A 24,279-nucleotide genomic window follows, 5' to 3' on the forward strand; every position below is an offset into this window, starting at 1 on the left:
CCTCCCGGCGTTCACCACGCTCGTCGGCGAACAGCTGTCGCGCGGCGACGAGACCGGCCGCCAGCTCGTGGCGATCGGTCTCGTCGGCGCGCTCAGCAACGTGTTCATCGCCTACCTCGACGGCACGCTTAAGGTGAGCCGCGAGCGTCTCGTCGAGCACTGCGTGCAGCTCGTGCTCGGCGCGGACGCTTTCGACTCGGGGGCTCACTGAGCGGCTGCCCGCTCGTCGCGCAGCCGCAGCGCGATGTCGATGATCATGTCCTCCTGGCCGCCGACGTAGCGTTCTTCGCCGACCTTGTACAGGATTTCGTGCGCCGGGACGCCGTAGCGCTCGGCCGCGCGTTCGGCGTGCAGCAGGAAGCTGGAGTACACGCCGGCGTAGCCCTGGATGATCGACGACCGGTCCATCACCGGCAGCCGGGTCAGGTACTTCTTCACGACGTTCTCCGCGGCCTCCATCAGAACGTCTTTGTCCACCCCGGTTTTGATGCCGAGCCGTTCGAAGGTGGCCGCGAGGACCTCCGTCGGCGAGTTGCCCGCGCCAGCACCGAGCGCGGCGAGCGAACCGTCGATCTGCCGGGCCCCCGCACGGTACGCGAGCACCGAGTTGGCTACTCCGAAGCTCAGGTTCTGGTGTCCGTGGTACCCGACCTGAGCTTCGTCGCCGAGTTCCGCGACGAGAGCGGCGACGCGTTCGGAGGCGTCGTCCAGGATCAGCGCGCCCGCGGAGTCCACGACGTACACGCACTGGCAGCCCGCGTCGACCATGATCCGGGCCTGCTTCGCGAGGTCCTCCGGCGACGACATGTGCGACAGCATCAGGAATCCGACGGTCTCGAGGCCGAGATCGCGGGCCGCGCCGAAGTGCTGGATGGACACGTCGGCCTCGGTGCAGTGGGTCGCGATCCGCACCGCGCCCGCACCGAGATCGGCCGCCGCGCGCAAGTCGGTGACCGTGCCGAGGCCGGGCAGCAGGAGCACGGCGATCTTCGCCTGCTTCGCCTCGTCGACCGCGGCGGCGATGAGCTTTCGCTCGTCCACCAAGGAAAAACCGTAGTTGAAGGTGGAGCCGCCGAGGCCGTCGCCGTGGGTCACCTCGATCAGCGAGATGCCCGCGTCGTCGAGCGCGCGGACGGTGTCGCGCACCTGCTTCTCGGTGAACTGATGCGCCATGGCGTGGCTGCCGTCGCGCAGAGTGGTGTCGACCAGCCGGACGTCGGTGTTGTTCACGCGGCCACCTCCTGAGCGGCGAAGAGATCGCCGACGCGCGCGGCGGCGGCGGTCATGATGTCGAGGTTGCCCGCGTACTTGGGCAGGTAGTCGCCGTTGCCCGCGACCTCAAGGAACACGCCCACGCGGGCCTCGCCGCTCCAGTCCGGCCGCGGCGGGTCGAACTGCGGGTCGGCCTTGAGCGTGTAGCCCGGCACGTACTGCTGGACGTCTTTCACCATGCGGTGCACGGATTCGCTGATCGCGTCGAAGTCGGCGTCCGGGTCGACCGCGCAGAACACCGTGTCGCGCATGATCATCGGCGGGTCCATCGGGTTGATGATGATGATCGCGCGGCCCTTGTCCGCGCCGCCGACCTTTTCGATCGCGTGCGCGGTGGTCTCGGTGAACTCGTCGATGTTCGCGCGCGTGCCGGGTCCCGCCGATCGCGACGACACCGACGCGACGATCTCCGCGTACGACACCGGCGTCACCCGCGAAACCGCGTGCACGATCGGGATGGTCGCCTGGCCGCCGCAGGTGATCATGTTGACGTTGCGATCGGTCAGCTGGTCGGGCGGATTGACCGCCGGGCACGTGAGCGGGCCGATCGCGGCGGGCGTCAGGTCGATCGCGCGGATGCCGGCCTCGGCGTACCGCGGCGCGTTCGCCTTGTGGGCCTTCGCCGACGTCGACTCGAACACCAGGTCCGGCAGTTCCGGGCGCGCCAGCAGCCAGTCGACGCCCTCGGCGGACGTCTCGAGCCCGAGCTTCGCGGCGCGGGCGAGCCCGTCCGACGCCGGGTCGACGCCCACCATGTAGCGCACTTCCACGTGCTCGCTGCGCTGGAGTTTTGCCAGCAAATCCGTACCGATGTTGCCCGGGCCGACGATCGCGGCCGTCACCTTGCGTTCCGCCATGTCTGCACGGTGCTCGCCGGGATGGGGCACACTCAACCCATGCGTACCACTGGACGGAACGGCGACGGGCTCGTGACCGCGCGCGTCGCCGCCGTGCTGGAAGCCTTCCGCCCCGGCGACGACGCACTGGGCGTCTCCGAACTGGCGCGCCGGACCGGCCTCGCGAAGACGACCGTGCACCGCCTGGCCGGGCACCTGGCCGACACCGGCCTGCTGGAACGCGACGGCACCTCGGTCCGGCTCGGGCTGCGGCTGTTCGAGATCGGCCAGCTGGCGGTGCGCCGCCGCGGCCTGGTGGAAGCGGCGCGCCCGTACCTGGCGGATCTGCGGGAGGCCACGCGGAACACGGTGCATCTCGCGGTGCTTGAGGGGACCGAGGTGGTCTACCTGGACGTGTTGCGCGGGCCGGACGCACCGGATCTGCCTTCGCGGACCGGCGGGCGGTTTCCGGCGCACGCGACTGGCGTCGGGAAGGCGATTCTGTCCTGCTCCCCCGACGATGTCGTGACGCGGGTGATCGATGCCGGACTCCCCCGTGTCAGCCCGCGAACGATCACCGCGCCGGGGTTGCTTCGGCGGCAGTTGGCACGGATTCGCGAGGACGGAATTGCGTTCGAGCGCGAGGAATCCGGCGTGGGCGTGGTGTGCGCGGCGAGCCCGCTCGTCGATGCCAACGGGCTCGCGGTGGCCGCGGTGTCGATCTCCGGATGGGCGACGCGGATGCGAACCGAACGAGTCGCGCCCGCGGTCCGGACGGTGGCGTTGGCGTTGTCCCGGACCGTCTCCGAAACCTGATCAGGACTGCCCTTTGCCCAGGCGCAAGATCAGGGCAAGGGCTTCCTCCGAGTAAGCCCCGGGAGTCAGGACCTCCTGCAAGAGCAGGCCGCGCATCGCGGCGACGGTGACTGCGGCCCTGGTCAGCGCTTCGTCGGCGGCAAGCCCTTCGCGTTCCGCGAGCGACGCCAGCATCTTGGTCAGGTCGTCGAGCGAATCGATGAACTCGCGGAAGTCCTCCGGCCGGTACGCGGCCAGCCCGGTGACGTGAAAGAACCCGCGAACGCGCGACAGCTGCTCTGGGCGCGTGTACGTCCGCCAGATCGCCACGACGAGATCGTCGAAGGTGCCCTGTCGGGCAGTCTTGAAAAGCGCCTCGTTGTCCCGGGATCGCTGTGCCCCGAGCATCGCCGCCAAGACGCCCGGGAGCGACCCGAAGTGGTAGCGCAGCAGGGCGTGGCTGGTCTCGGCCCTGGCGGCGACCTCCCGAAGCGACACCTCCGGCGACGGAAGCGTCCCGTCGAAGGCGTCGAGAAGCCGGGCCAGGAGACGTTCGCGGGCGTCGCCCTTGCCTTCCGTGCTTGACAGGCTCACTCCCACAGTTTATCCATTGGAAAAGAACGCGGCAACGGCGGAGGGAACGGCTCGTGGGACGTTTTCAGATAGTCGGCGCGACAGTCATCGACGGTTCGGGGCGCGATCCCGCGGACGGCACCGTCGCCGTCGAGGACGGGCTGATCGCCGAGCCCGGCGGCTCCGGCGAGCACCTCGACGCCACCGGGCTGACCATGACGCCCGGCCTCATCGACGCCCACGTTCACCTCGGCCTGTCGAGCCCGATCCAGCCGCAGTTCTCGTTCCAGCTCAGCGCCGCCGAGATCGCGGCGGACATCTTCGCCACCGCCGGCGCGACCCTCGACGCGGGGTTCACGACCGTCCGGGACACCGGCGGGATCGACGGCGGCGTCGTCACCGCGATCGCCAAGGGCAAGGTCCGCGGACCGCGCGTGCTGTCGTGCGGGCCGGTCCAGTGCCAGACCGGCGGGCACGGCTACTACGGGCCCGAATGGGAACCCACCGAGCTGTGGAGCAGCCATCACATTCCCGGTCTGGCCGCCCTGTCGATGATGTCGGGCAACGCGAACGAGCTGCGCGGCAACGTGCGCGAGGCCTTCCGTCGCGGAGCCTCGTTCCTGAAGCTCTGCGTGACCGGCGGCGTGGTCAGCGCGCACGACAAGCTGACCGACACCCAGTTCACCGTGGAAGAAATCGCCGTCGCCGTCCAAGAAGCCGCCGCACGAGGCACTTACGTGACGGTGCACGCGCACAACAACGAAGGCATCCGGAACGCCGTCGAGGCCGGAGTGCGCTGTGTCGAGCACGGCACCGACATCGACGAGTCCACGGCCGCGCTGATGGCCGCCCACGACGTTGCCCTGGTGCCCACTTTCGCCGTCGTCGAGCACCTGCTGCGCGACGCCGCCGAAGCCGGGCTGGGCGAGTCGATCCGCGATCGGGCGCTGGGTGTTCGCGAGCGGATGGCCGAGGCGCTCGCTGCCGCCAAGAACGCCGAAGTGCGGATCGGGCTCGGATCTGATCTCATCGGTCCGGCTCAGGACCGCCGAGGGGAAGAGCTCGCGTTGCGCGCAGACCTGGAGACGCCGATGGAAGCCCTCGTCGCGGCCACGAAGACCAACGCCGAGATCCTGGGCCTGTCCGGCGAGGTGGGGGTCATCGCACCCGGCCTGCAGGCGGATCTCGTGCTGTGGAACGGAAATCCGCTCGAAAATCCGAAGCTGTTCGCCGACCCCGCGAACGCCGTTGTCGTCGTCCAAGCCGGACGCGTCGTAAAGGACCTCCGATGAGCACTCTGTGGCAAGGCTGCCTCGCCGGCACCGATTACTTCGAAATGCGTTCGCGCAGCGGGCACACCTACGGCATCTGGGTCACCACGCCGCCGGGTTACGACCACACCAAGACGCGGGTGCCGGTCGTGTACGTGCTCGACGGCAACTGGGCCGTGGGCATGACGGCTCCGCTCATCGTCACCCAAGCGGATCCCATGCAGCCGATCCAGCCTTACCTCCAGGTCAGCGTCGGCTACGCGGGCGAGGAAGCACAGGACTGGACGCGGCTGCGCAACCGAGACCTCGTGCCGCCCGGCGAACCCATCGCCCAGGAGTTCGTCGATGCCGTGGAGATGGGCATCGAAACGGGCAGGATGACCCGCGAGGAGGCCGACGCCTACCTCGCCGAACTGCGCGACAGCCGCGCCGACGCGTTCCTGGCTTTCCTCGCCGACGAACTGCACCCGCGGATCGAGCGCGCCTATCACGCGGCCCCGAGCGGCCACGGCCTCTTCGGCTACTCCTACGGCGGGCTCTTCAGCCTCTACGCGTGGCTCAGCGGCTGCCCGCTCTTCGAAAGCATCGGAGCGGGCAGCCCTGGCGTCATCGGTGAGGAAAGCAAGGTTTTCGCCCAGCTTGCCGAGCTTGGCGACAGTTTGCCCGCCGCCAAGCTGCACGTGACGGTCAACGACCAGGAGCTGTTCGGAGACCTCGCCGTGTACCAAAGCCTCGCGAAGCACACGGCGACGTTCCTGCACCGCCTCAAGGCTCGCGGCGGAAACGTCACCACCGCGGTCCTGCGCGAAACGCACGTCACCGGCCTGCAGTCCTCGTTCCTCAGCTATCTCCGGACCTACCGGGCCCAGTGAATCACCCGGCGGCGTGCACCGCGGGCCGCCGGTCCGCCCACGGCATCGCCTCCTCCAGGAACGCCGCGACCCGCAGCAGCAGCGATTCCGAGCAGACCGGGCCGCCCAGCTGGACGCCGATCGGCAGTCCCTGCGAGGACTGCCCGAGCGGAAGGCTGATCGCGGGCGCGCCGGTCTGGTTGAACAACGGCGTGAACGTGCACGCGTCGAAAAGCTGCCTCGTCCAATCGGTCGCGGTGAGATCGGCGTTCGCGTCGAGGCGGCCCAGCGGCAGCGCCGGGGTGTTCATCGTCGGGGTCAGCAGCAGGTCGTATCCGGTGAAGAACTGGCCCGCCGCACGGGAAACGACGTTCATCGCCCCCAGCGCCGCGGTCAGTTCCATCCCGCTGACCGAGCGGCCGTATTCGACGCACGCCCAGGAGGTGCGTTCGAGGTTCTCCGGGCTCGCCGCGACCCCGGTCATCTCTTCGATCCCGGCGACCGCGCCGGCCAGGAATCCGCACCACAGCACGTGATTGGCGTGCAGGAACGACTCCCATTCGAAGACCGGCGTCGCGCGTTCGACGTGGTGGCCCGCCGCTTCGAGCACCTCAGCGGTCGCCTCGACCGCGCGCGCCACCTCCGGGTCGACGTAGCTGCCCGCCCACGATTCGGTGTGCAGGGCGATCCTGAGGCGACCCGGGTCGGCGCCGACCTCGTCCAGCCACGGGCGCGCGGGCGGCGCGAGAACGTACGGGTCGCCCGGATAGCTCACCGCCACCTCGTCGAGCAGCGCGGCGGTGTCCCGGACCGTCCGCGAGACCGCGAGTTCGACGCCCATGCCGTAGAGCGGATCGGCGAAGTCCGGCCCGGTAGGCACCCGGCCGCGCGATGGTTTCAGCCCGACCAGGCCGTTGCAGGCGGCGGGCACCCGGATCGACCCGCCGCCGTCGTTGGCGTGCGCGATCGGGAGTGCCCCGGCCGCGACGAGCGCCGCCGAACCGCCGCTGGATCCGCCGACGCTGTGCCCGGTGTTCCACGGATTGCGCGTCGAACCGTAGGCCAGCGCTTCGGAGTTGCCGTTGAACCCCAGCTCCGGCGTGGTCGTGACGGCGAGCGTCGCCAGACCCGCCGCGCGGAACCGCTCCATCAGATGGGTGTCCTCCGGCGGCACGACGCCCTTGCCGAGCAGCCGCGTGCCCATCCGGGTCGGCACCCCGGCGGCGTGCAGCACGATGTCCTTGATCGCGAACGGAACCCCGGCGAACCGGCCGTCCGGCGAGTACTCCAGCGGACGCTCGAACGGGCCGTCGGCGACCGCGTTCAGCTCCGGGTTCACCTTGCCGATGGCCTCGACCGCCAGTGCGGCGACCTCCTCGGCCGTCACCTCGCCGGACGCGATGACCGCAGCGAGCGCGGTGGCGTCGAGGGCGGCGTATTCGTCGATGTTCATCGGGTCTCCTTCAGCCGGGGATCCGGAACGCTACGAGCATGCGTCGGCGGTCGCATCGGCCTAAAAGCCGATCCGCGCGTGCGCCCCGTTGACATCCAGGACGGCGGGCGTTCATGCTCCGTTCGGCAGCGGAGGTTCGGAACATGGCCGCGGATGTGCAGTGGTGGGCACGGCTCGCCCAGGAAGTGCGCGCGGCCGGGCGCGGCGACCTGCCCGTCGAGACTCCGCTCCGCGCGGTGCGCGACAAGCTCGGTTTCGCCTGCATCGCGTTGGTGAGCGGCAGCAAACAGCGCACCGCGACGGTCAACCTCGGCTATCCGGCGGACATGCTCGGCTACATGACCACGACCTACCGGTGGAAGTGCCCGATCCACTCGCGCGCCGCCCGGTTGGGTCTGCCACTGCGCTTCGTCGACATCCCGGAGGTCCACGAGACCAGGACGTACCGGGAAGGCATTCAGCCCTACGGTTTCCGCGAAGGCGTCACGCTGCCGCTCTCGCCGGGTACCGGCCCGGAGCGGAGTTTCGTAGCGCTGAGTTCGACGCATGACCGTCCGCTGGACGACGGATCCGTCCTCGCGCTCACGATGTTGTCGCACGATTTCGCCGCGCTCGCCGACCCTGGTGCCGAACCGGGCGATTCCACCGCTGATGTCGTGCTGTTCGTTTCGCGGTCCCAGGTCGAAGTGCGCGCTGCCGCGGTGGACCAGCTGCCGCTCGGCGAGCGCGAGTTCCGCCTCGCCGCGCAGTGCGCTTCGACCGAGCGGACCGGATTCCGCCACCGGGACGCGGACGGTGTCTGGTGGCGAGTGCTGGCGCGGGTGCGTCGTCCGGACGGCGTGCTGCTGCGGATCTCCCGCGTGCCCGAGCCCGGGCCGCTGACCGGCCGGGAGCTGGACGTGGTCGGTCTCATCGCGCGCGGCTGGTCGAACGAGCGGATCTCGGCGGCGCTCGGGATCGCGATCCGGACGGTGCGCAGCCACGTCGAGTCATCGCTGGTGAAGCTCGACTGCCCGAACCGGACCGCGCTGGCCCGGCACGCGCTCGAACACGATCTGGACACTCTCGGCGCGCTGGAGGCCGCCCACCACTGATCAGATTGTGTCACAATCCTTGCGATCAAGATGGGACCGTGCTTGACTCGCCGTGCCCACAAGTTCCGACAATGGCGGCGCAGCAAGCATTCTGTGTATCGCACATTGTGTACCGATCTTCTCGGTGGCCAGGAGGCAGCGGATGACCACGTTCGAACCCGAGCACCTGCCCCGGCGGCCGATCAAGCGGCGGCTGCCCCGGCCGTCGGAGATCCGCCCGCTGCTGAAGTTCCGGCAGCCGAGGTTCGATGTCCGCGAACGCCGCCTCGCCACCGCGCACACCATCGACGACCTGCGCTCCATCGCGCGCCGCCGCACTCCCCGGCCGGTTTTCGACTACGTCGACGGCGCGGCGGAGCAGGAGATCAGCATCGGCCGGGCGCGGCGGGCCTTCGAGAACGTCGAGTTGCATCCGCGCGTGCTGCAGGACGTCACCGAGGTGGACCCGTCGACGTCCGTCCTCGGTGGACAGTCGGCGCTGCCGCTCGTGCTCGCGCCCACCGGTTTCACGCGCATGATGCACCACGAGGGCGAGATCGCCGTCGCCCGCGCGGCCGCTCGCGCCGGAATCCCGTACGTGCTCTCGACGATGGGCACCACCGATCTCGAAGACGTCCGCGCGTGTGCGCCGTCCGCGCGGCAGTGGTTCCAGCTCTACCTCTGGAAAGACCGCGCCGCGAGCGAAGCTCTGATCGACCGCGCGGCGCGGGCCGGGTACGAAGCGCTCGTCCTGACCGTCGACACCCCGATCGGCGGGGCGCGGATGCGCGACGTCCGCAATGGACTGACCATCCCGCCCACGCTGACCGTCCGCACGCTCGCCGGGATCGCCGTGCGGCCGTCCTGGTGGATGAACCTGCTGACCACCGAACCGCTGCAGTTCGCCGCGCTCAGCAACTTCGACGGCACGGTCGAGGAACTGATCGGCACGATGTTCGACCCGTCCCTGACTGTCGAAGACCTGCGGTGGCTGCGCGAACTGTGGCCGGGAAAGCTGGTCGTCAAGGGTATCCAGAGCGTGGCCGACGCCAAGGAGATGGCCGGTTCCGGCGTCGACGCCCTCGTGCTCTCGAACCACGGCGGCCGCCAGCTCGACCGCGCGCCGACCCCGCTGGAACTGCTGCCCCGCGTCGTCGATGCGGTGGGCGACGACTGCGAGATCATCCTGGACACCGGCGTCCGGACCGGCGCCGACCTGGTCGCCGCGCGCGCACTGGGCGCGTCGGCGGCGATGGTCGGCCGGGCCTACCTGTACGGCCTGATGGCGGCCGGGGAACAGGGCGTCGACCGCGCGATCGAGATCCTCCGCGCCGAATACACGCGGACGTTGCGGCTGCTCGGCGTCGTGCGCACCGACGAAATCAGCGCGGAACACGCCTCCCTGCGGCTGCCCGCCCGGATTTGACGGTGGGCTCGGCTAAGATCGGCAGCGGCTGTGGGAAGTTCTGCTGAAACGAGTAGCGACGTGCGCGATCAGGCGGTCAGTACGCCAGGCGGCATCGCGCAAGCCCTCCGCGACGATCTCCTGGACGGCGTCCTCGAACCCGGGACGCGGCTCACCGAGGAATCGCTGAGCGCGAGGTTCGGCGCCGGGCGGCATTCGGTGCGGTCCGGGCTGCAGACGCTGGTGTCCGAAGGGCTTCTCGAACACCAGCGCAACAAGGGAATCGTCGTGCCCGCGGTGACCGCCGAACGCATCGACGCGATGTGCTCGTACCGGTCGATCCTGGAACTGGGCGCGCTGCGCCTCGCGCTTCTCCAAGGCGCGAACTTCGACGCCGTCGACGAGGCCGTGCGGCACCTCGAAGCGATGACCGCCGAAACCCCGTGGCGGCACGTGATCGAGGCGCACAGCGCGGTGCACGCGGAAATCGTGGCCGCCAGCGGGAATCCTCGCGTAGTCGCCGCGCACCGGGCCTGCGCGAATGAGCTGAACTGCATGCTCGCGACCATCCGCGCCGAGTCCTCCGCCGAGCACCTGGCGACAACCCACCGGCATCTCGTCGGCCAGCTCCGCGCTGGCGGCGAGTCGGCGTTGAAGGCGCTCGATGACGACCTGGAGCTCGGCGGCCGAGCCATGATGCACCTCGCACTGCGCCGCCGGAGCGAGGTGCCCCACCTGCTCTCGTGAGTGACGGTGCCGGATCTCACCGGCAACGCCAACACCCAGCTCCAGCATTCCGCCGCCCCGCGCCAACACCGGGACTCGCATGTTCGCCCCGGCCCGCACCGCCTTGGGCGCGCACGGCACTCACCTCGCCGCACCGCCAACGCCGTCGCATCGGTCAGTGCGAGGGCTGGTGAGCGGCGGTGCCGGTTCTCACGACCATCCCTACTGCGCAGCCACCGCCTGCTCCCGCGGCACCGCCCGCAACACCGGCACCTCATCGAGCAACCCACGCCGCCCCAGCTCAGGCCGCACCCCCTCGCCGAACCAGTACGCCTCCTCCAAATGCGGATACCCGGACAGCACGAACTCCGACACCCCGGCGTCGTGGTACTCCTCGATCAGATCCGCGATCTCCTCGTAACTGCCCACGAGCGCCGTCCCCGCCCCGCCGCGGACCAGTCCGATCCCGGCCCACAAATGCGGATGGATCTCCAGATCCCGCGCCGTCGTCCCAGCCTTGCCGCCGTGCAACGCCACCATCCGCCGCTGCCCCACCGACTCGCTCGCCGCCAGCTGCGACTGCGCCTTCGCGATCTGCTCCGGATTCAGCGCGTCGAGCAGCTTCTGCGCCTCCGCCCAAGCCTCCGCCGAGGTGTCGCGCGCGATCGTGTGCAGGCGAACTCCGAACCGCACCGTGCGACCGGCCTCCTCCGCCAGTTCCCGTACCTTGCCGATCTTCTCCGCGACCTGCGCGGGCGGCTCGCCCCAGGTCAGATACACATCGGCGTGCCGCGCGGCGACCGGGAGCGCCGCCGCCGAGGACCCGCCGAAGTACAGCGGCGGCACCGGATCCGGTGCCGCAAGCGTCGTGGCCCCTTCGACCCGCAGATGGTCGCCAGCGAAATCGAACGGCTTCCCAGACCACACGCCGCGCACGATCGACAAGAACTCGTCAGTCCGGGCGTAGCGGGCGTCGTGGTCGTGCCAATCGCCGAAGCGGCGTTGTTCGATCGCGTCGCCGCCGGTCACGATGTTCAGCAGGACCCGGCCGCCGGACAGCCGCTGGAACGTGCCCGCCATCTGCGCGGCGAGCGTCGGCGAGATGACGCCCGGGCGGAACGCGACCAGGAACTTGAGCCGCTTCGTCTCGCGGATCAGCGCGGCGGTGGTCAGCCAGGCGTCCTCGCACCAGGTCCCGGTCGGCGTCAGCACGCCCTCGAACCCGAGCCGCTCGGCCGCGCGGGCGACCTGCGCGAGGTAGTCCAGATCCGCCGGCCGCTGCGCGCTCGGGCCCTGGGATTTGTTGGCGTGGAAGCGTTCCACGATCGTCCGGCCGTCCCCGGTGGTCGGCAGGAACCAGTGCAGTTTGACGCTCATCCGTTCCTCCTCGCGGCCTCGATGTCGGGCCCGTAACGGCGGTCGACGAACGCCGCGAAGTCGACCTTCCCGGGCAGCGTGCCCTCGTTGGTGAACGCGTCGGAAAGCTGCTGCTCCGACGCGACGACGGAATCGTCCAGCGGGATCGGCCGGTCCCGCCCGGCGGAAACGGCCTTCTTCGCCACCTCCGGCTTCAGCCCGGTCTCCGCCGCCCACGCGCGTGCCCACTCGTCCGGATGCGAATTGGCCCACAGCTGGGCTTTCACCACGCGCTGCACGAAATCCTTGATCGCCGAGTTCTTGCCCGGATCGGCGAGCGCGGTCGTGCTGGCGGTCTCGAAGGCGAGCCCGTTGGACGCGCCGCGACCGTCCGCGAGCACCCGGGCGTGCGCCTCGAGCTGGGCCTGCGCGGTGTACGGGTCCCAGATCGCCCACGCGTCGATCTGGTGCTGAGTGAACGCGGCGAACGCCTCGGACGGCTGCAGGAACGAGAGCTTGATGTCCTTTGTGGACAGACCAGCCTTCTTCAGCGTATTCAGCAGCTGGCCGTGCGCCGAACTCCCCTTCGCCACACCGACCGTCTTGCCCCGCAAAGACGCGACATCGGTCAGCGGCGAATCCGGCGGCACCAGAATGGTTTCCCGCTCCACATTGCTCTTCGCGACGCTCACCACGGAGATCTTCGCCTTCGACGCCGCCGCGAAAATCGGCGGCGTATTGCCGACCCGGCCGACGTCGATCGCGCCCGCCGACGCCGCCTCCAGCAACGGCGGCCCGGAGGTGAAGGTCGACCATTCGATCCGATACGGCGTTCCGCTCAGCTGATTCGCCGCCGTGAGCAGGGATTTCACCCCGCCTTTCTGGTCGCCGACGCGAAGCGTGACCTTCTTCAGCTCGGCGGGCGACACCGCGGCGGGCACCGGCGCGCGACCGTCCGAAGCGGACGACGAGCAGGCGGCGAGCCCGGTCAGCAGAAGCGCCGCGGCCAGGACGTTACGCAGGTGCACCTTCGGTCACTCCCAGATCGGCCAGTACGCGGCTGCGCACCTCGGCATGGTCGGCGGCCTTCCGCGGACGCGGCTGGCCGAGAACGTGTTCGGCGACGATGTGGCCTTCGCCGAGGACGAGGATCCGGTCGGCGAGTACGAGCGCCTCGTCGACGTCATGCGTCACCAGCAGTACTGCGGGTTTATGCGTGCGCCACAGATCCTCGACAAGCCGGTGCATCGCCAGCCGGGTCAACGCGTCAAGCGCGCCGAACGGTTCGTCCAGGAGCAGCAGATCCGGCTCGCGGACCAATGCCCGGGCGAGCGAAACCCGTTGCGCCTCACCGCCGGAGAGCGTGAGCGGCCACTTGTCGGCGTGCTCCGCGAGCCGCACTTCTGCTAGCGCTTTCTCCGCGACAGCGCGGCCGTTGTCCTGATGCAGCCCGAGCACGATGTTGCGCCAGACCTTGCGCCAGGGCAGCAGCCGCGGCTGCTGGAAGGCGACCGAAACCGTCCCGTCAATGCTGGCGGTGCCCTCGATCTCCTGATCCAGCCCGGCCAGCACCTTCAGCAGCGTCGACTTCCCGGACCCGCTTCGTCCGAGCAGCGCGACGAACTCGCCGCGGCCGATGTCCAGGTTGAGTCTGTTGAGGACAGTCCGGTCCCCGAATTTCTTCGCGAGGTCACGGACCTCGACTACCGGGCTCGCCATCGCAGGGCCCTCCTTTCGAGCAGCCGGACGAGCGCGTCGGTGACGAGCCCCAGCACGGCGTAGACCACGAGCCCGACCACCACGACGTCGGTGCGCAGGAATTCGCGGGCATTGTTGATGAGGTAACCGATCCCGGCGTCCGCGTTCACCGTTTCGCCGACGATCAGCGCCAGCCACGCGACCCCGAGCGACTGCCGCAGCCCGACCAGCGCCTGCGGCAGCGCACCCGGCAGAACGACGTGCCACAGCCGTTCGCCGCGCGTGAACCCCAGCGCCCGCGCGGCTTCCACGAGCTGCGGGTCGGCGGTGCGGATTCCCGAGTGGACATTCAGATACAACGGGAACGCCACGCCGAGGGCGACCAGGACGATTTTGGTCTCCTCGCCGATCCCGAACCACAGGATGAACAGCGGGATCAACCCGAGGAACGGCAAGGTGCGCAACATCTGCACCGGCGGATCGACCAGCGCCTCGCCCCACCGGGACAGCCCCGCGACGGCGCCGAGCAGGAGCCCGGCCAGCGCCCCGAGCGCGAACCCCGCGCCGACGCGGCCCAGCGAAACAACGAAGGCACTGCCGAGTTCGCCGCTGCGGGCGACGTCGACGCCGGCTTGCAGGACAGTCAGGGGAGAACTGAGTTTGTCGGGCGGCAACGCGCCGGTCGAGCTGGCGATCTGCCACGCCGCGACCAGCGCGACCGGGCTGATCCAGCGCCGCAGCGACGGCAACCGCCGCCGCGGCGCACGCTTCGGCGCGGCCGTTTCGGCGCGCGGCAGCACGCCCGTGGTGGAAATCGACACGGATTTCTCCCGGGTGGGGGTTTTCGGTTCAGGGAAAGGGATTCAGCGGCGGGACAGACAGACCGCGCTCGCCTGCTGCCGGAGGTCGACGTGCAGGCGGCACACGAGGAGGACGCCGCGCTTCATGCCCCCGAGCTTCGATCCCCGGACGGGTGAAGTCAATGTCGTGCTTTCCGGCTCTCACGCACTGGAACCCGCGCGCCGGTGTACGGGGTTTGTTCACCCGGCCGGTACGCGGATGCCCGGGATGCGGGACGGGTTTCCCGGGCTGGTGCCGAACATGGGACGAGCCGTGCTGGTGCTTGCTCAGGGGTTTCCCAGTCAGCTCCGCACATCCGATGCGTTCAGTCCGAGATCCGGCCGGTCATCGCGGCGGCTACCCTGACAAACCACCGGATGTCTGGAGCCGTCGCGAAAATTGTCGGTGCTGTGCGGTACAAGATCACTATGGCTATTTCCACGGCACAGCAAGCGTTCTTCGCCCCGACTCCGCACTGCACACCCCATAGGCGCAACCGCGCCGCCCCGCAGCCAACCTGCGACGCCCTCGCTGCGGCGACCTCCCGGCCAACGAGCCGATTCCGCCGCCAGCCTCCGGCACTGCGCGCCGAGCCGCGCTTTCGGCAGCTTGAACCGAGATCCGGCTCAGCCGCCGAACATCAGCCGCCATTCCTCCAGCGACCGGGGCCGGAAGACGAAGTTCGTCCCCTTCACCCGCGACAGCGACGCCGAAGACTCCGGCGAATACTGGTGTCCTGGATACACGACCGGATCGCCCGGAAGCGTCGCCAGCCATTGCAGGCTGCGGAAAATCGCGTCCGCGTCGCCGCCCGGGAAGTCGGTCCGGCCGCAGCCCTCCAGGAACAGCGTGTCCCCGGAAACCAGCCGGTCGCCGACCAGGAAGCACTGGCTTCCCGGCGTGTGCCCCGGCGTGTGGAGCAGCCGGATGTCGATCGAGCCGACCGTCACGACGTCGTCGTGCTCGTGGGCGCGCAGATCGGTGTCCGACACGCCGGTCACCCGGCGCACCCATTCGCTTTCCTGCGCGTTGACGTGGATCGGCACCGGCCGCAGCGCGAGCAGTTCCGCGATGCCCGGCAGCGAGAAGCCCATCATGTCGCCGCCGACGTGGTCGGGGTGGTGGTGCGTCGCGAGCACTCCGGTCAGCCGCATCCCGTCGGACTCCAGCGTCTCGACCAGGTCGCCCACCGCGTACGCCGGGTCGACCAGCACCGCCTCGCCCGATTCGCGGTCCCCGATCAGGTAAGCGAAATTCACCATCTGGGTCGCGACGGGATCCCCGACGGCGAAATCGCGGCCGGCGAGCAGTTGGCGGAAGTAGAGCTGGTCTGCCATGCCCCGCAGCCTAACGGTCGCCGCTCACTCGCCCACGGAGCCGTCGGCGAGCTCCCGCAGCGCGTCGAGGTGCCCGACGTGCCGCGCGGTCTCCTGCACCACGTGCGCCAGCACCCAGCGGACAGTGAACTCCCCGGACCGCCGCGTCCGGTCCTCCGGTGTCAGCCCGGCCAGCGCCGCCGCCGCCAGTTCCCGCTCGGCACGATAGGCCGCGACCACCCCGGCGACGTCGTCTTGAGGCGTCAGGTCCCAGCTCGGATCCGGCGACCCCGGCCACAACGACGGCTCGTCGGCCCCGCCCGCCTCGATCACGAGCCACCACCGCTCGACCGCGGTCAGATGCTTGAGCACGCCCAGCGCGCTGGTCCGCGGCGAACTGGGCAACGGAGTCGCGACCGCCTGTTCCCGGGTCAGCCCGGTGACCTTCTGCACCGCGGTCGCCCGGAGGAAGTCGAGGAACCGCGTCTGCACGGTCATCTCGTCGCCGTCGAGCGGATCCGGCCAGACGCGTTCTCCCTCCGCCATGGCCCCGACCCTACCGTCGCCGGGCAGGAATACCCTCGGCGTCATGGTGTGGGGATTTCTGTGCGCGCTGCTGTCCGCAGTGGCCTACGGCGTCGCTTCGGTCATGCAAGCAGTGGCCGCGAAGGCCGCCCCCGACGAGGGCGGTTCCGGCGTCGACCCGCGCCTCCTCCTGCGCGTGCTGCGACAGTGGAAGTTCGTTGTCGGCCTGCTGCTAGACGGCGTCGGCTTCGTCGCGCAGATCGCCGCCCTGCACGTCCTGCCGCTCTTCCTGGTGCAGGCAACCCAAGCCGCAAGCCTCGCGGTAACAGCCGTCGCCGTGCGGGTCTTCGGCGTCCGGCTCGGTGCCCGGGAATGGACCGCCGTAGGCGTCGTGTGCGCCGGACTCGCGTTGCTCGGTTCGTCAGCAGAAAGCGAGGGCTCAACTGAGGTCGGCCTGGCCTTCCGCCTGACGCTGGCCGGTGCCGCCGTCGCACTGGGAATCGCCGGACTCCTAGTCGGCCGCGCCAGCGACCGCGTCCGCACCGCCGGACTAGGCCTGGTCGCTGGCCTGTGCTTCGGCCTGGTCGCGGTCGCCGGACGGGTGATCCCCAGCCTCGCACCTCTGGACCTGCTGCGCGACCCTGCCTTGTACGTCGTCGCCGTCGCAGGCGCTCTGGCGATGCTGTTCTTCGCCACCGCCTTGCAACGCGGCAGTGTCACAACGGCCACCGCCATGATGGTGCTCGGCGAAACAGTCATGCCGTCGCTGATCGGCGTCGTGCTGCTCGGCGACCGCACCCGCCCCGGCTTCGCCGTCGTCGCGCTGATCGGTTTCGTCCTCGCCGTCGCCGCCGCCCTGGCGCTGGCCCGATTCGGCGAACCCGAACCAGCCGTCTCAGCCGAAGACCAGCCCCCGGAAACCGAGCCCGCCAGCCGCGACGCCCACCGGTAGCCCCAGCTCCCGCCTACCCGCACTGCGAAGGTTAGGCTAGCCTTCGCAGCTGGCGGGACAAACGGGAGCAATCGGCGAACGAACCAGCCCCGCCCGCACGAACGGAGGGGTCGGTGACCACGCCCGCACAGCCGGCTGGAGACAACGCGCAGCCTGGCGCGAGCCTCGCCGCCGGCATCCCGACCTCCGCCAACCCGACGCGGAGGCCCTGGCGACCACCGCACCCCTCACCAGCCGCGATGTTCTCCGCAACGCCGCACCGGCCGATGGAGACTCATCCGCGCCGCAGGCCACCAGAACCGGCGAAGCGCTCGTCCCGGCAACCGAGCCCACGGCTGGAGAGCACCCGCTGCCCAGCACGACCGCCAGGCAACGGCACCCACCCGCGCGGAGGCACCGGTGACCACCATCCCGCCCACGACTGGCCGAGGCCTCCGGCGCGGCGCTGCCGCCAGCCAACCGAAACCCCGCCCACGCAGCCATCCGCCCGACCTCCTCTCGCCCCACCGAGAGGCACCGGTGACCACCACCCCGCCCACAACTCGCCGACGCCTCCGGCACAGCGCTGCCATCGGCCCAACCTTTACTCACCTCACGCGGAGACGCCGGTGACCACGACCCCATCGACCACCGGCCGCGAAGTTCTCCGCGGCACCATCACCAGCCGCCCCAAACCCGCCCACCCCACGCGGAGGCACCGGTGACCACCACCCCACCCACCACCAGCCGCCAAGTCCTCCGCAGCGCCGTCACCGGCCAACGGAAATCCGTCCTCTCCGCCTCCATCCTCGCCGCAGGTCACCAAGGCGGCGAAGCGCTCGTCCCAGTAGTGGTCGGCGTCGTACTCGACCGAGCCGTAGGCGACAGTTCCGCCCTCACCCTCCTCGGCTGGCTCGCCGTACTCGCCGTCGTCTTCCTCGTGCTCTCGTCCAGCTACCGTTTCGGCGCACGAGCCGCCGAGCGGGCGTCCGAGCGGGCCGCGCACGAGATCCGGCTCGCGGTCAGCCGTCGGGTCCTGCATCCTCGCGGCGGAGCGGAAAGCGGCTCGCTCGCCGGGGAATTGGCGAGCGTCGGGACTTCGGACGCCCGCCGAGTCGGGATGATCAACGCGGTGCTTCCGTTCGGCATCGCAGCACTCGTGGGGCTGGTCGTGAGCGCGGTCGTGCTCCTCCGGATGTCCGTGCCGCTCGGGCTGCTCGTCCTCCTCGGCACGCCGCCCCTGCTCTTCCTCGCCCACCTCATCGGCAAACCGCTCGAGAAACGCAGCGAACTGGAGCAGGAACGCGCCGCGCACGCCTCGGGCGTCGCCGCCGATCTCGTCAGCGGGCTGCGCGTCCTGAAGGGCATCGGCGCGGAACCGGCGGCAACAGCACGCTATCGCCGCACCAGCCAAGATTCGCTGCAGGCGACCATCCGCGCCGCCCGCGCGCAGGCTTGGCACAACGGCGCACTGCTCGCCCTCACCGGGATCTTCATCGCGATCGTCGCACTCGTCGGCGGCTCGCTCGCCGCGAATGGCGAGATTTCCGTCGGCGATCTGGTCGCCGCGGTCGGACTGGCCCAGTTCCTCCAGACACCGTTCACCATCTTCGCCTGGGTCAACGGCCAGCTCGCCCAGGGCCGCGCCTCCGCCGGGCGAGTCGCCGCCGTGCTCAGCGCTCCCCCGGCTGTCCCGGACGGAACCGGCGAGCTGCCCGTCCCAGCGAGCGGCAGCGTAATGTTTTCCGTGGTATCGCACGGAAAACTCCGCGAACTCGACCTCACCGTCCCGCCCGGCGAGCTGCTCGGCGTCGTCACCACCGACCCCGCCACGGCCACGGATCTCCTTGACTGCCTGGGCCGGTTCGCCGACCCCAGCAGCGGAGCCGTCCACATCGACGACATCAACCTGTCCACTGTGGACCCAGAACGAGTCCGCGACGTCGTCCTCGTCGCCGCGCACGACACCGATCTGTTCGAGGGCACCATGGAAGACAACGTCCGCGGCGGAATGCCCGCCATCCCCGACGGAGTGCTCACCGCCTCAGCCGCCGACGAAGTTGCCGCGACTCTCCCGTCCGGCACCGCCACGACGGTCACCGAACGCGGGCGATCGCTGTCCGGCGGGCAACGACAACGCGTCGCCCTCGCGCGCGCCCTCGCCACGGAAGCGACAGTCCTGGTGCTGCACGATCCGACCACTGCCGTCGACACCGTCACCGAAGCCCGCATCGCCACCGGAGTGGCGAAACTGCGCCGGAACCGGACGACGATCGTGGTCACCACCAGCCCGGCCCTGCTCGCCGCGACCGACCGGGTCGTGCTGATCGAAGACGGCCAGGTCGTCGCGGAAGGCAGCCACGCCGAACTGGTCCGCGCCGAGGCGGCTTACCGAGCGGCGGTGCTGTCGTGAACGAACGCGAACTTCTGCCCGTCGCCGCCGGGCCGCGCATCCGGGCCGTCCTGCTCGACTTGCTGCGCCAGGCGAAAGGCCGCGCCGCCGGGTCCTTCGCCTTCGTGGTCGGCGCGACCGCGATCGGCCTGCTCGCCGCTCCCCTGCTCGGCCGGGTCGTCGACCTGGTCGCTACCCGGCAGCCCGCGTCCGCGCTCGGGTACCCGGTCGCCGGGCTGGTTCTGGTCGCCGTGACGTCCGCGATCGCCACCGCCATCGGCGTCTCGATGCTCGCCCGGCTCGGCGAAACCATGCTCGCCGACCTGCGCGAACGGTTCATCGACCGCGCGCTCGGCCTGCCGCTGGAGCAGGTCGAGAAGGCCGGTTCCGGCGACCTGACCACCCGCGTCACCAACGACGTCTCGGTCGTCGCCGAAGCCGTCCGGCAAGCGCTGCCCGCGCTCGCCCGCTCAGTGCTGACGATCGTGCTCACCCTGGTCGCGATGGCGATCCTCGACTGGCGTTTCCTCGCCGCGGCCCTGCTGGCGGTCCCGATCCAGCTGCACACCGTCCGCTGGTACGTCCGCCGCGCGACCCCGCTGTATGCCGCCCAGCGCGCCGCCGTCGGCGCGCAGCAGCAACAGCTTCTCGACACCATCGGCGGCGCCAAAACGGTCCGCGCATTCCGTCTCGCGGACGCGCACGTCGATCGGGTCCGCGAACGGTCCAACGGCGCGGTGAAGCTGGCCTTGCGAGGAGTTCGGCTCGCGACCCGCTTCTACGGACGCCTGAATCTCGCCGAGTTCGTCGGGCTGTCAGCCGTACTTGCCGCCGGTTTTCTTTTGGTGGGCGCGAATCTCGCGACCGTCGGTGTCGCGACGGCGGCCGCACTGTACTTCCACAGCCTCTTCGGGCCGATCAACACCGCGCTCGCGCTGGTAGACGACGCGCAGGCGGCGACCGCGAGCCTGTCCCGGCTCATCGGCGTGGCGGATCTCCCCGCGCCCGCCCAACCGACCCGGGTGAGCCGTCCGGTCGACGCGTCGGTGAAGGCCGTCGGCATCGGACACTCCTATGTGGACGACCATCCGGTGCTTCGGGACGTCGATCTGGAAGTCGCCCCAGGTGAGCGAGTCGCGTTGGTCGGGGCAAGCGGGGCCGGGAAGACGACGCTGGCGAAACTGATCGCCGGAATCCACCAGGCCAGCAAGGGTGCGGTGTCGATCGGCGGTGTTCCGCTCGACCAGCTCGGCCCGGCCGCCACCCGTCGCGCGGTGGCGTTGATCAGCCAGGAGGTGCACGTCTTCAGCGGCCCACTGGCAGATGATCTCCGCCTCGCCGCTCCCGGGGCCAGCGACGACGATCTCCAAAGGGCACTTGCGAAAGTCGGCGCGGCCGAGTGGGTCGAAGCGTTGCCGGACCGGCTCGCGACGGTCGTCGGCGAGGGCGGGCACCGGCTGACCGTCACGCAGGCTCAGCAACTCGCGCTGGTCCGCCTGGTGCTCGCCGACCCGCCGGTGGCGATCCTCGACGAAGCAACGGCCGAAGCAGGCAGCGCGGGGGCGAAAACGCTGGAAGCCGCCGCAGCCGCCGCGCTCGAAGGTCGCACCGGCTTGATCGTGGCGCACCGCCTGACCCAGGCAGCGGCTTCGGACCGCATTGTCGTCCTGGACGCCGGTGCGGTGGTCGAATCCGGGACGCACGACGAACTGGTCGCCGCGGGCGGACGGTACGCCACGCTCTGGACTGCCTGGTCCGGCCTCCGCAGGACGGAGTGATCCGGTTATGCGGCGTATCCGCCGTCGATCCTCAGCACCGCACCGGTGACGTAGGAGGCCTGCGGGCTGGCAAGGAAAACGACGCCCGCGGCGATCTCCTCCGGCCTGCCGTACCGCCCCATCGCTGTGGTCGAAAGGAACATGGACGCTGCCGGACCGTCCGCGGGATTCCCTTCGGTGTCAACGAATCCAGGCTGGACGACGTTGACCGTGATGCCCCGCTGCGCGAGATCGCGGGCCGCGCCCCGGCTGAAGCCTTCGAGAGCCGACTTCGTGCCCGTGTAGTACGCCATCCCCTGGAAACCCGCCCGAGCGGCCACTCCCGAGCTGATGCTGACGATCCGCCCGCCCTCAGGCAGCAACGGCACTGCCGCCTGGATCCCGGCCACCACGCTGGTGTAGTTGACGGCAAGCTGCCGCTCGACAGCGACCTGGTCGGCTGACTCGCTGCCGACGAGATCACCGCCGCCCGCGGCCGCGTTGTTGACCAGGATGTCCAGCTTCCCGAACCGCTCGACCACCCGCCCGATCAAGCCCGCCGCCTGCGCCGCGTCCGCCTGGTCGGCCCGGAATGCCGCCGCGCGCACCCCCTTCGCCTCAAGTTCTGCGACCACGGCCCCGGCCCGATCCGCCGAGGACGAATAGCTGATCGCGACGTCGGCTCCTTCGTCGGCAAGGGCAAGCGCCGAGGCCGCCCCGATCCCCCGCGACCCGCCGGTCACGATCGCCACCTTGTTGTCCAGCTTTCCCACGTGCTTCCCGCTTTCCCCTAAGCCGCGACGTGCCGCGGAGTTCTTGACCGTGCGGTCCACCATAAGGATGGTGGACCGCGCGGTCAAGAACCTTTATCCTGGTCCGCATGGCACGTCCGCGCACATTCGACGAGAAACAGGTGCTCAACGCCGTCCGCGATCAGTTCTGGGACGCCGGTTACGCCGCGACCTCGCTGGAAGACCTGATGCGGGTCAGCGGATTAGGCAAAGGCAGCCTGTACGCGGCGTTCGGTGACAAGCGGCAGCTCTTCCTCCGCGCGCTGCGCAGCTACACCGACGAAAGCCACGACGCGCTCCGGAAAGCCCTCTCCGAGCCGCCGCGAGCCCTGGACGCACTGCGCCTGCTCATCGAGGCGCCGATTGACGACCCCGGCACACGGCGCGGGTGCCTCATGGCCAACAGCACGTGCGAACTAGGCAACGCGGATCCGGAAGTCCTCGCCCACGCCCACCGCACTTACGAAACGTCCACGGCGCTGATCGGCGACTGCGTCGCGCGCGCCCAGCGCGAGGGCGACCTGCCAGCCGAAGCGGATCCGATCGCACTGGCGCGAGCCCTTCTCGCCGCACAACAAGGGCTCGTGTTCATGAGCCGGACCGGGCTCGACACGGCCACGCTCACCGCCACCGCGCACTCGCTCGCGGCTCAACTCCTGCCGGACCGCACCAACGCCTGATCCGGCAGGCAAAGCCCAGCTAACCGGACGGGGAACCCGGGATTCGCACCGGATTCCCCGCCCGGGCTTCAGGATTCTTCCGACCTGATCAGTGACAGCGGACGCAGGTCAGTCCAGTTCTGCTCGATGTGGTCCAGACAGGCTTGCCGCGCGTCCGGACCGAACGTGGTCCGCCAACCGTCCGGCACGGTCGCGAAGTCCGGCCACAAGCTGTGCTGGCCCTCGTCGTTCACGAGAACCCGGTAAACGCCGTCGGGGTTTTCGAACGGATTCGTCATAACTCAGTCCTCTCCCAGCTCGCTCAGCGAATCCCGCTCACCGCGTACTCGACCGGGTCAGCCCCGGCCGCCCGCCGGTCCACAATGGACTGCAGAATCTCGCCCACCCGCACAGCCGTGTTCGACAGCAGCGACGACGTGATGCCATGCGTGTGCTCGGTGCCGCCTTGCAGATAGAGACCGCCGCGCACAACGGGATCAGTGGTGATCCGGTAGTCCCGCTCGACTTTCAACCGTCCCTCGTCGTCCCTGAGGCATTGCCCGGCCAGCCCGCCGAGCAGCGACGTCGGATCCGCGGGCAGATAGCCGGTCGCGTAGATGACGGCGTCGGCGTCCAGCACCGAACGCTCGCCGGTCGCCAGCGATTCGACCGTCGCGCGCACGTGCGTGCCCTGGTCGGCGACCTCGACCGGCCGCGAGATGTTGAACAGCCGCAACCGTTCCACGCCGAGCACCTTTTCCTGGTACCGCCGCCGGTACAGCTCGTCGATGAGGTCCAGGTCGACCGCGGAGTAGTTCGTCGCGCCGTGGTAGCCCATCAAGCGTTCCTTGACCGGTTCGCTTGCCGCGTAGAAGGAATCGACCGCCTCGGGGTCGAAAATCCGGTTGGCGAACGCACTGTCGTCGGCGGGGCTGTAGCCGTAACGGGCGAACACCGCGCACACCTCGGCACGAGGGAATTCGTCGTGCAGCAAGGCGGCGACCTCGGCCGCGCTCTGCCCGGCGCCGATCACCACGAACCGGCGCGCGTCCGTGCCGCGCAACGACTCGACGCGGTGCAGCAGTTCGCTGTTGTGCCAGATCCGTTCCCCGGCAACGACGCCGTCGGGCAGTTTCGCCCGCAATCCGGTTCCCAGCACCAGATTCCGCGCCCGGAGCTCGGTGATTTCGCCGTCCGCCTCGGCGCGCACGTCGAAGAACGCGATCTCGTCGCCGTCGCGCACCGGTTCGACCGAGACGACCTCGCTGCCGTAGGACACCAGGTCGTCGACCTTCGCCGCAGCCCACTCGAAGTAGTCGTGGAACTCGACGCGCAGCGGGAACAGGGTCTTGTGGTTGATGAAATCGACCAGCCGTCCCTTCTCGTGCAGGTAGTTCAGGAACGTGAACGCGCTGGCCGGATTCCGCATCGTCACGAGGTCCTTGAGGAACGACACCTGCATCGTCGCGGTGTCGATCAGCATCCCGCGATGCCAGCCGAACCGGGGCTGGCGCTCCAGGAAGTGCGCCGTGACCGTCTCCCCCGAGCCCGCGTTGTGCTCGGCGAGGGCGATCGCGAGCGCGAGGTTGGACGGCCCGAACCCGACTCCGACCACGTCGTACACCGGCACCTGGCTGTCCTCGGCCCCTGCTCGTGACATGAAAGTCCCCTAGCGCGGCACTGCCGCATCACCGTTCCCGACTGACCAATGCTCAAGAAACCCTAACCTAACTTAGGTAAGCCTCAACTAGTACTGTCT

The 24,279-nt window shown here is 69.8% G+C and carries 23 protein-coding genes and 1 pseudogene; 11 read left to right on the forward strand and 13 right to left on the reverse strand.

Going from position 1 to position 24,279, the window contains the following annotated elements; translation table 11 throughout:
• Positions 1-211, forward strand: a pseudogene (locus tag ACWDNU_RS15295) (TetR/AcrR family transcriptional regulator); the annotation flags it as partial.
• Here the strand turns inward: ACWDNU_RS15295 and dmpG are convergent.
• Positions 205-1,230, reverse strand: coding sequence for a 4-hydroxy-2-oxovalerate aldolase (gene dmpG, locus ACWDNU_RS15300; RefSeq protein WP_449669262.1), 1,026 nt, complete (start codon positions 1,228-1,230; stop codon positions 205-207). The pseudogene ACWDNU_RS15295 and the gene dmpG overlap by 7 nt on opposite strands.
• Complete coding sequence (locus ACWDNU_RS15305) at positions 1,227-2,129, reverse strand: acetaldehyde dehydrogenase (acetylating) (protein ID WP_449669263.1); 903 nt, start codon at positions 2,127-2,129, stop codon at positions 1,227-1,229. The genes dmpG and ACWDNU_RS15305 overlap by 4 nt, the downstream gene beginning before the upstream one ends.
• A 39-nt stretch (positions 2,130-2,168) precedes the next feature.
• Between ACWDNU_RS15305 and ACWDNU_RS15310 the strand changes: the two genes are divergently transcribed.
• Positions 2,169-2,924, forward strand: coding sequence for an IclR family transcriptional regulator (locus ACWDNU_RS15310; protein WP_037805676.1), 756 nt, complete (start codon positions 2,169-2,171; stop codon positions 2,922-2,924).
• Here ACWDNU_RS15310 and ACWDNU_RS15315 read toward each other — a convergent pair whose 3' ends face one another.
• A complete protein-coding gene (locus ACWDNU_RS15315) occupies positions 2,925-3,497 on the reverse strand; it encodes a TetR/AcrR family transcriptional regulator (protein WP_449669264.1) in 573 nt (190 codons plus the stop codon). It lies immediately after the preceding gene.
• Between the two features lie 53 nt (positions 3,498-3,550).
• On the opposite strand from ACWDNU_RS15315, the gene ACWDNU_RS15320 reads away from it, so the two are divergent.
• On the forward strand, positions 3,551-4,768 hold the full coding sequence (locus ACWDNU_RS15320) for an amidohydrolase family protein (RefSeq protein ID WP_449669265.1): 1,218 nt from the start codon (positions 3,551-3,553) through the stop codon (positions 4,766-4,768).
• Positions 4,765-5,619, forward strand: coding sequence for an alpha/beta hydrolase (locus ACWDNU_RS15325; RefSeq protein ID WP_449669266.1), 855 nt, complete (start codon positions 4,765-4,767; stop codon positions 5,617-5,619). Before ACWDNU_RS15320 ends, ACWDNU_RS15325 begins: the two co-directional genes overlap by 4 nt.
• Before the next feature lies 1 nt (position 5,620).
• Here the strand turns inward: ACWDNU_RS15325 and ACWDNU_RS15330 are convergent, their stop codons facing one another.
• Entirely contained in the window at positions 5,621-7,051 is a 1,431-nt protein-coding gene (locus ACWDNU_RS15330) for an amidase (RefSeq protein ID WP_449669267.1), read from the reverse strand.
• A gap of 143 nt (positions 7,052-7,194) precedes the next feature.
• On the opposite strand from ACWDNU_RS15330, the gene ACWDNU_RS15335 reads away from it, so the two are divergent.
• The 3 genes from ACWDNU_RS15335 to ACWDNU_RS15345 all read left to right on the forward strand — a co-directional run bounded on the left by ACWDNU_RS15335 (position 7,195) and on the right by ACWDNU_RS15345 (position 10,276).
• Positions 7,195-8,145, forward strand: a complete 951-nt coding sequence (locus ACWDNU_RS15335) for a response regulator transcription factor (RefSeq protein WP_449669268.1) — start codon at positions 7,195-7,197, stop codon at positions 8,143-8,145.
• A gap of 142 nt (positions 8,146-8,287) precedes the next feature.
• The gene (locus ACWDNU_RS15340) at positions 8,288-9,550 is read left to right on the forward strand and encodes an alpha-hydroxy acid oxidase (RefSeq protein ID WP_449669269.1); all 1,263 of its coding nucleotides are present in this window, start codon (positions 8,288-8,290) and stop codon (positions 9,548-9,550) included.
• 60 nt (positions 9,551-9,610) lie between these two features.
• Positions 9,611-10,276 (forward strand): GntR family transcriptional regulator, encoded by a 666-nt coding sequence (locus tag ACWDNU_RS15345; RefSeq protein WP_449669270.1) that lies wholly within the window; start codon positions 9,611-9,613, stop codon positions 10,274-10,276.
• Positions 10,277-10,477: 201 nt separating this feature from the next.
• Here ACWDNU_RS15345 and ACWDNU_RS15350 read toward each other — a convergent pair whose 3' ends face one another.
• The 6 genes from ACWDNU_RS15350 to ACWDNU_RS15375 form a co-directional block, all read right to left on the reverse strand.
• Positions 10,478-11,632: an LLM class flavin-dependent oxidoreductase gene (locus ACWDNU_RS15350; RefSeq protein ID WP_449669271.1), complete on the reverse strand. Its 1,155-nt coding sequence runs from the start codon at positions 11,630-11,632 to the stop codon at positions 10,478-10,480.
• Positions 11,629-12,639, reverse strand: a complete 1,011-nt coding sequence (locus ACWDNU_RS15355; RefSeq protein ID WP_449669272.1) for an ABC transporter substrate-binding protein — start codon at positions 12,637-12,639, stop codon at positions 11,629-11,631. The genes ACWDNU_RS15350 and ACWDNU_RS15355 overlap by 4 nt, the downstream gene beginning before the upstream one ends.
• Positions 12,626-13,330 (reverse strand): ABC transporter ATP-binding protein, encoded by a 705-nt coding sequence (locus tag ACWDNU_RS15360; protein WP_370936781.1) that lies wholly within the window; start codon positions 13,328-13,330, stop codon positions 12,626-12,628. Before ACWDNU_RS15360 ends, ACWDNU_RS15355 begins: the two co-directional genes overlap by 14 nt.
• Entirely contained in the window at positions 13,315-14,130 is an 816-nt protein-coding gene (locus ACWDNU_RS15365) for an ABC transporter permease (protein WP_370936780.1), read from the reverse strand. The genes ACWDNU_RS15360 and ACWDNU_RS15365 overlap by 16 nt, the downstream gene beginning before the upstream one ends.
• Positions 14,131-14,775: 645 nt before the next feature.
• A complete protein-coding gene (locus ACWDNU_RS15370; protein ID WP_344276007.1) occupies positions 14,776-15,486 on the reverse strand; it encodes an MBL fold metallo-hydrolase in 711 nt (236 codons plus the stop codon).
• A 24-nt stretch (positions 15,487-15,510) separates the two neighbouring features.
• Positions 15,511-16,011 (reverse strand): mycothiol transferase, encoded by a 501-nt coding sequence (locus ACWDNU_RS15375; protein ID WP_449669273.1) that lies wholly within the window; start codon positions 16,009-16,011, stop codon positions 15,511-15,513.
• Between the two features lie 43 nt (positions 16,012-16,054).
• Between ACWDNU_RS15375 and ACWDNU_RS15380 the strand changes: the two genes are divergently transcribed.
• The 3 genes from ACWDNU_RS15380 (at position 16,055) to ACWDNU_RS15390 (ending at position 21,091) form a co-directional block, all read left to right on the forward strand.
• The gene (locus tag ACWDNU_RS15380; protein WP_449669274.1) at positions 16,055-16,942 is read left to right on the forward strand and encodes a DMT family transporter; all 888 of its coding nucleotides are present in this window, start codon (positions 16,055-16,057) and stop codon (positions 16,940-16,942) included.
• A 700-nt stretch (positions 16,943-17,642) separates the two neighbouring features.
• On the forward strand, positions 17,643-19,334 hold the full coding sequence (locus ACWDNU_RS15385; RefSeq protein ID WP_449669275.1) for an ABC transporter ATP-binding protein: 1,692 nt from the start codon (positions 17,643-17,645) through the stop codon (positions 19,332-19,334).
• Positions 19,331-21,091, forward strand: coding sequence for an ABC transporter ATP-binding protein (locus ACWDNU_RS15390; protein ID WP_449669276.1), 1,761 nt, complete (start codon positions 19,331-19,333; stop codon positions 21,089-21,091). The genes ACWDNU_RS15385 and ACWDNU_RS15390 overlap by 4 nt, the downstream gene beginning before the upstream one ends.
• Positions 21,092-21,096: 5 nt before the next feature.
• On the opposite strand, the gene ACWDNU_RS15395 is transcribed toward ACWDNU_RS15390, so the two are convergent.
• Positions 21,097-21,903: an SDR family NAD(P)-dependent oxidoreductase gene (locus tag ACWDNU_RS15395; protein ID WP_449669277.1), complete on the reverse strand. Its 807-nt coding sequence runs from the start codon at positions 21,901-21,903 to the stop codon at positions 21,097-21,099.
• Positions 21,904-21,950: 47 nt separating this feature from the next.
• On the opposite strand from ACWDNU_RS15395, the gene ACWDNU_RS15400 reads away from it, so the two are divergent.
• Positions 21,951-22,541: a TetR/AcrR family transcriptional regulator gene (locus ACWDNU_RS15400; RefSeq protein WP_449669278.1), complete on the forward strand. Its 591-nt coding sequence runs from the start codon at positions 21,951-21,953 to the stop codon at positions 22,539-22,541.
• 68 nt (positions 22,542-22,609) lie between these two features.
• Here ACWDNU_RS15400 and ACWDNU_RS15405 read toward each other — a convergent pair whose 3' ends face one another.
• Positions 22,610-22,819: an MbtH family protein gene (locus tag ACWDNU_RS15405; RefSeq protein WP_370936773.1), complete on the reverse strand. Its 210-nt coding sequence runs from the start codon at positions 22,817-22,819 to the stop codon at positions 22,610-22,612.
• A gap of 23 nt (positions 22,820-22,842) precedes the next feature.
• Positions 22,843-24,180, reverse strand: a complete 1,338-nt coding sequence (locus ACWDNU_RS15410) for a lysine N(6)-hydroxylase/L-ornithine N(5)-oxygenase family protein (protein ID WP_449669279.1) — start codon at positions 24,178-24,180, stop codon at positions 22,843-22,845.
• Between the last annotated feature and the right edge of the window lie 99 nt (positions 24,181-24,279).

It is taken from the genome of Amycolatopsis sp. NPDC003676, assembly GCF_053587275.1.

Excerpts from the sequence above, each read along its gene's own strand:
- ACWDNU_RS15305 (WP_449669263.1), bottom strand. The coding sequence starts at position 2,129 with ATGGCGGAACGCAAGGTGACGGCCGCGATCGTCGGCCCGGGCAACATC.
- ACWDNU_RS15310 (WP_037805676.1), top strand. The coding sequence starts at position 2,169 with ATGCGTACCACTGGACGGAACGGCGACGGGCTCGTGACCGCGCGCGTC.
- ACWDNU_RS15325 (WP_449669266.1), top strand. The coding sequence starts at position 4,765 with ATGAGCACTCTGTGGCAAGGCTGCCTCGCCGGCACCGATTACTTCGAA.
- ACWDNU_RS15330 (WP_449669267.1), bottom strand. The coding sequence starts at position 7,051 with ATGAACATCGACGAATACGCCGCCCTCGACGCCACCGCGCTCGCTGCG.
- ACWDNU_RS15335 (WP_449669268.1), top strand. The coding sequence starts at position 7,195 with ATGGCCGCGGATGTGCAGTGGTGGGCACGGCTCGCCCAGGAAGTGCGC.
- ACWDNU_RS15340 (WP_449669269.1), top strand. The coding sequence starts at position 8,288 with ATGACCACGTTCGAACCCGAGCACCTGCCCCGGCGGCCGATCAAGCGG.
- ACWDNU_RS15350 (WP_449669271.1), bottom strand. The coding sequence starts at position 11,632 with ATGAGCGTCAAACTGCACTGGTTCCTGCCGACCACCGGGGACGGCCGG.
- ACWDNU_RS15360 (WP_370936781.1), bottom strand. The coding sequence starts at position 13,330 with ATGGCGAGCCCGGTAGTCGAGGTCCGTGACCTCGCGAAGAAATTCGGG.
- ACWDNU_RS15370 (WP_344276007.1), bottom strand. The coding sequence starts at position 15,486 with ATGGCAGACCAGCTCTACTTCCGCCAACTGCTCGCCGGCCGCGATTTC.
- ACWDNU_RS15375 (WP_449669273.1), bottom strand. The coding sequence starts at position 16,011 with ATGGCGGAGGGAGAACGCGTCTGGCCGGATCCGCTCGACGGCGACGAG.
- ACWDNU_RS15380 (WP_449669274.1), top strand. The coding sequence starts at position 16,055 with ATGGTGTGGGGATTTCTGTGCGCGCTGCTGTCCGCAGTGGCCTACGGC.
- ACWDNU_RS15400 (WP_449669278.1), top strand. The coding sequence starts at position 21,951 with ATGGCACGTCCGCGCACATTCGACGAGAAACAGGTGCTCAACGCCGTC.
- ACWDNU_RS15405 (WP_370936773.1), bottom strand. The coding sequence starts at position 22,819 with ATGACGAATCCGTTCGAAAACCCCGACGGCGTTTACCGGGTTCTCGTG.
- ACWDNU_RS15410 (WP_449669279.1), bottom strand. The coding sequence starts at position 24,180 with ATGTCACGAGCAGGGGCCGAGGACAGCCAGGTGCCGGTGTACGACGTG.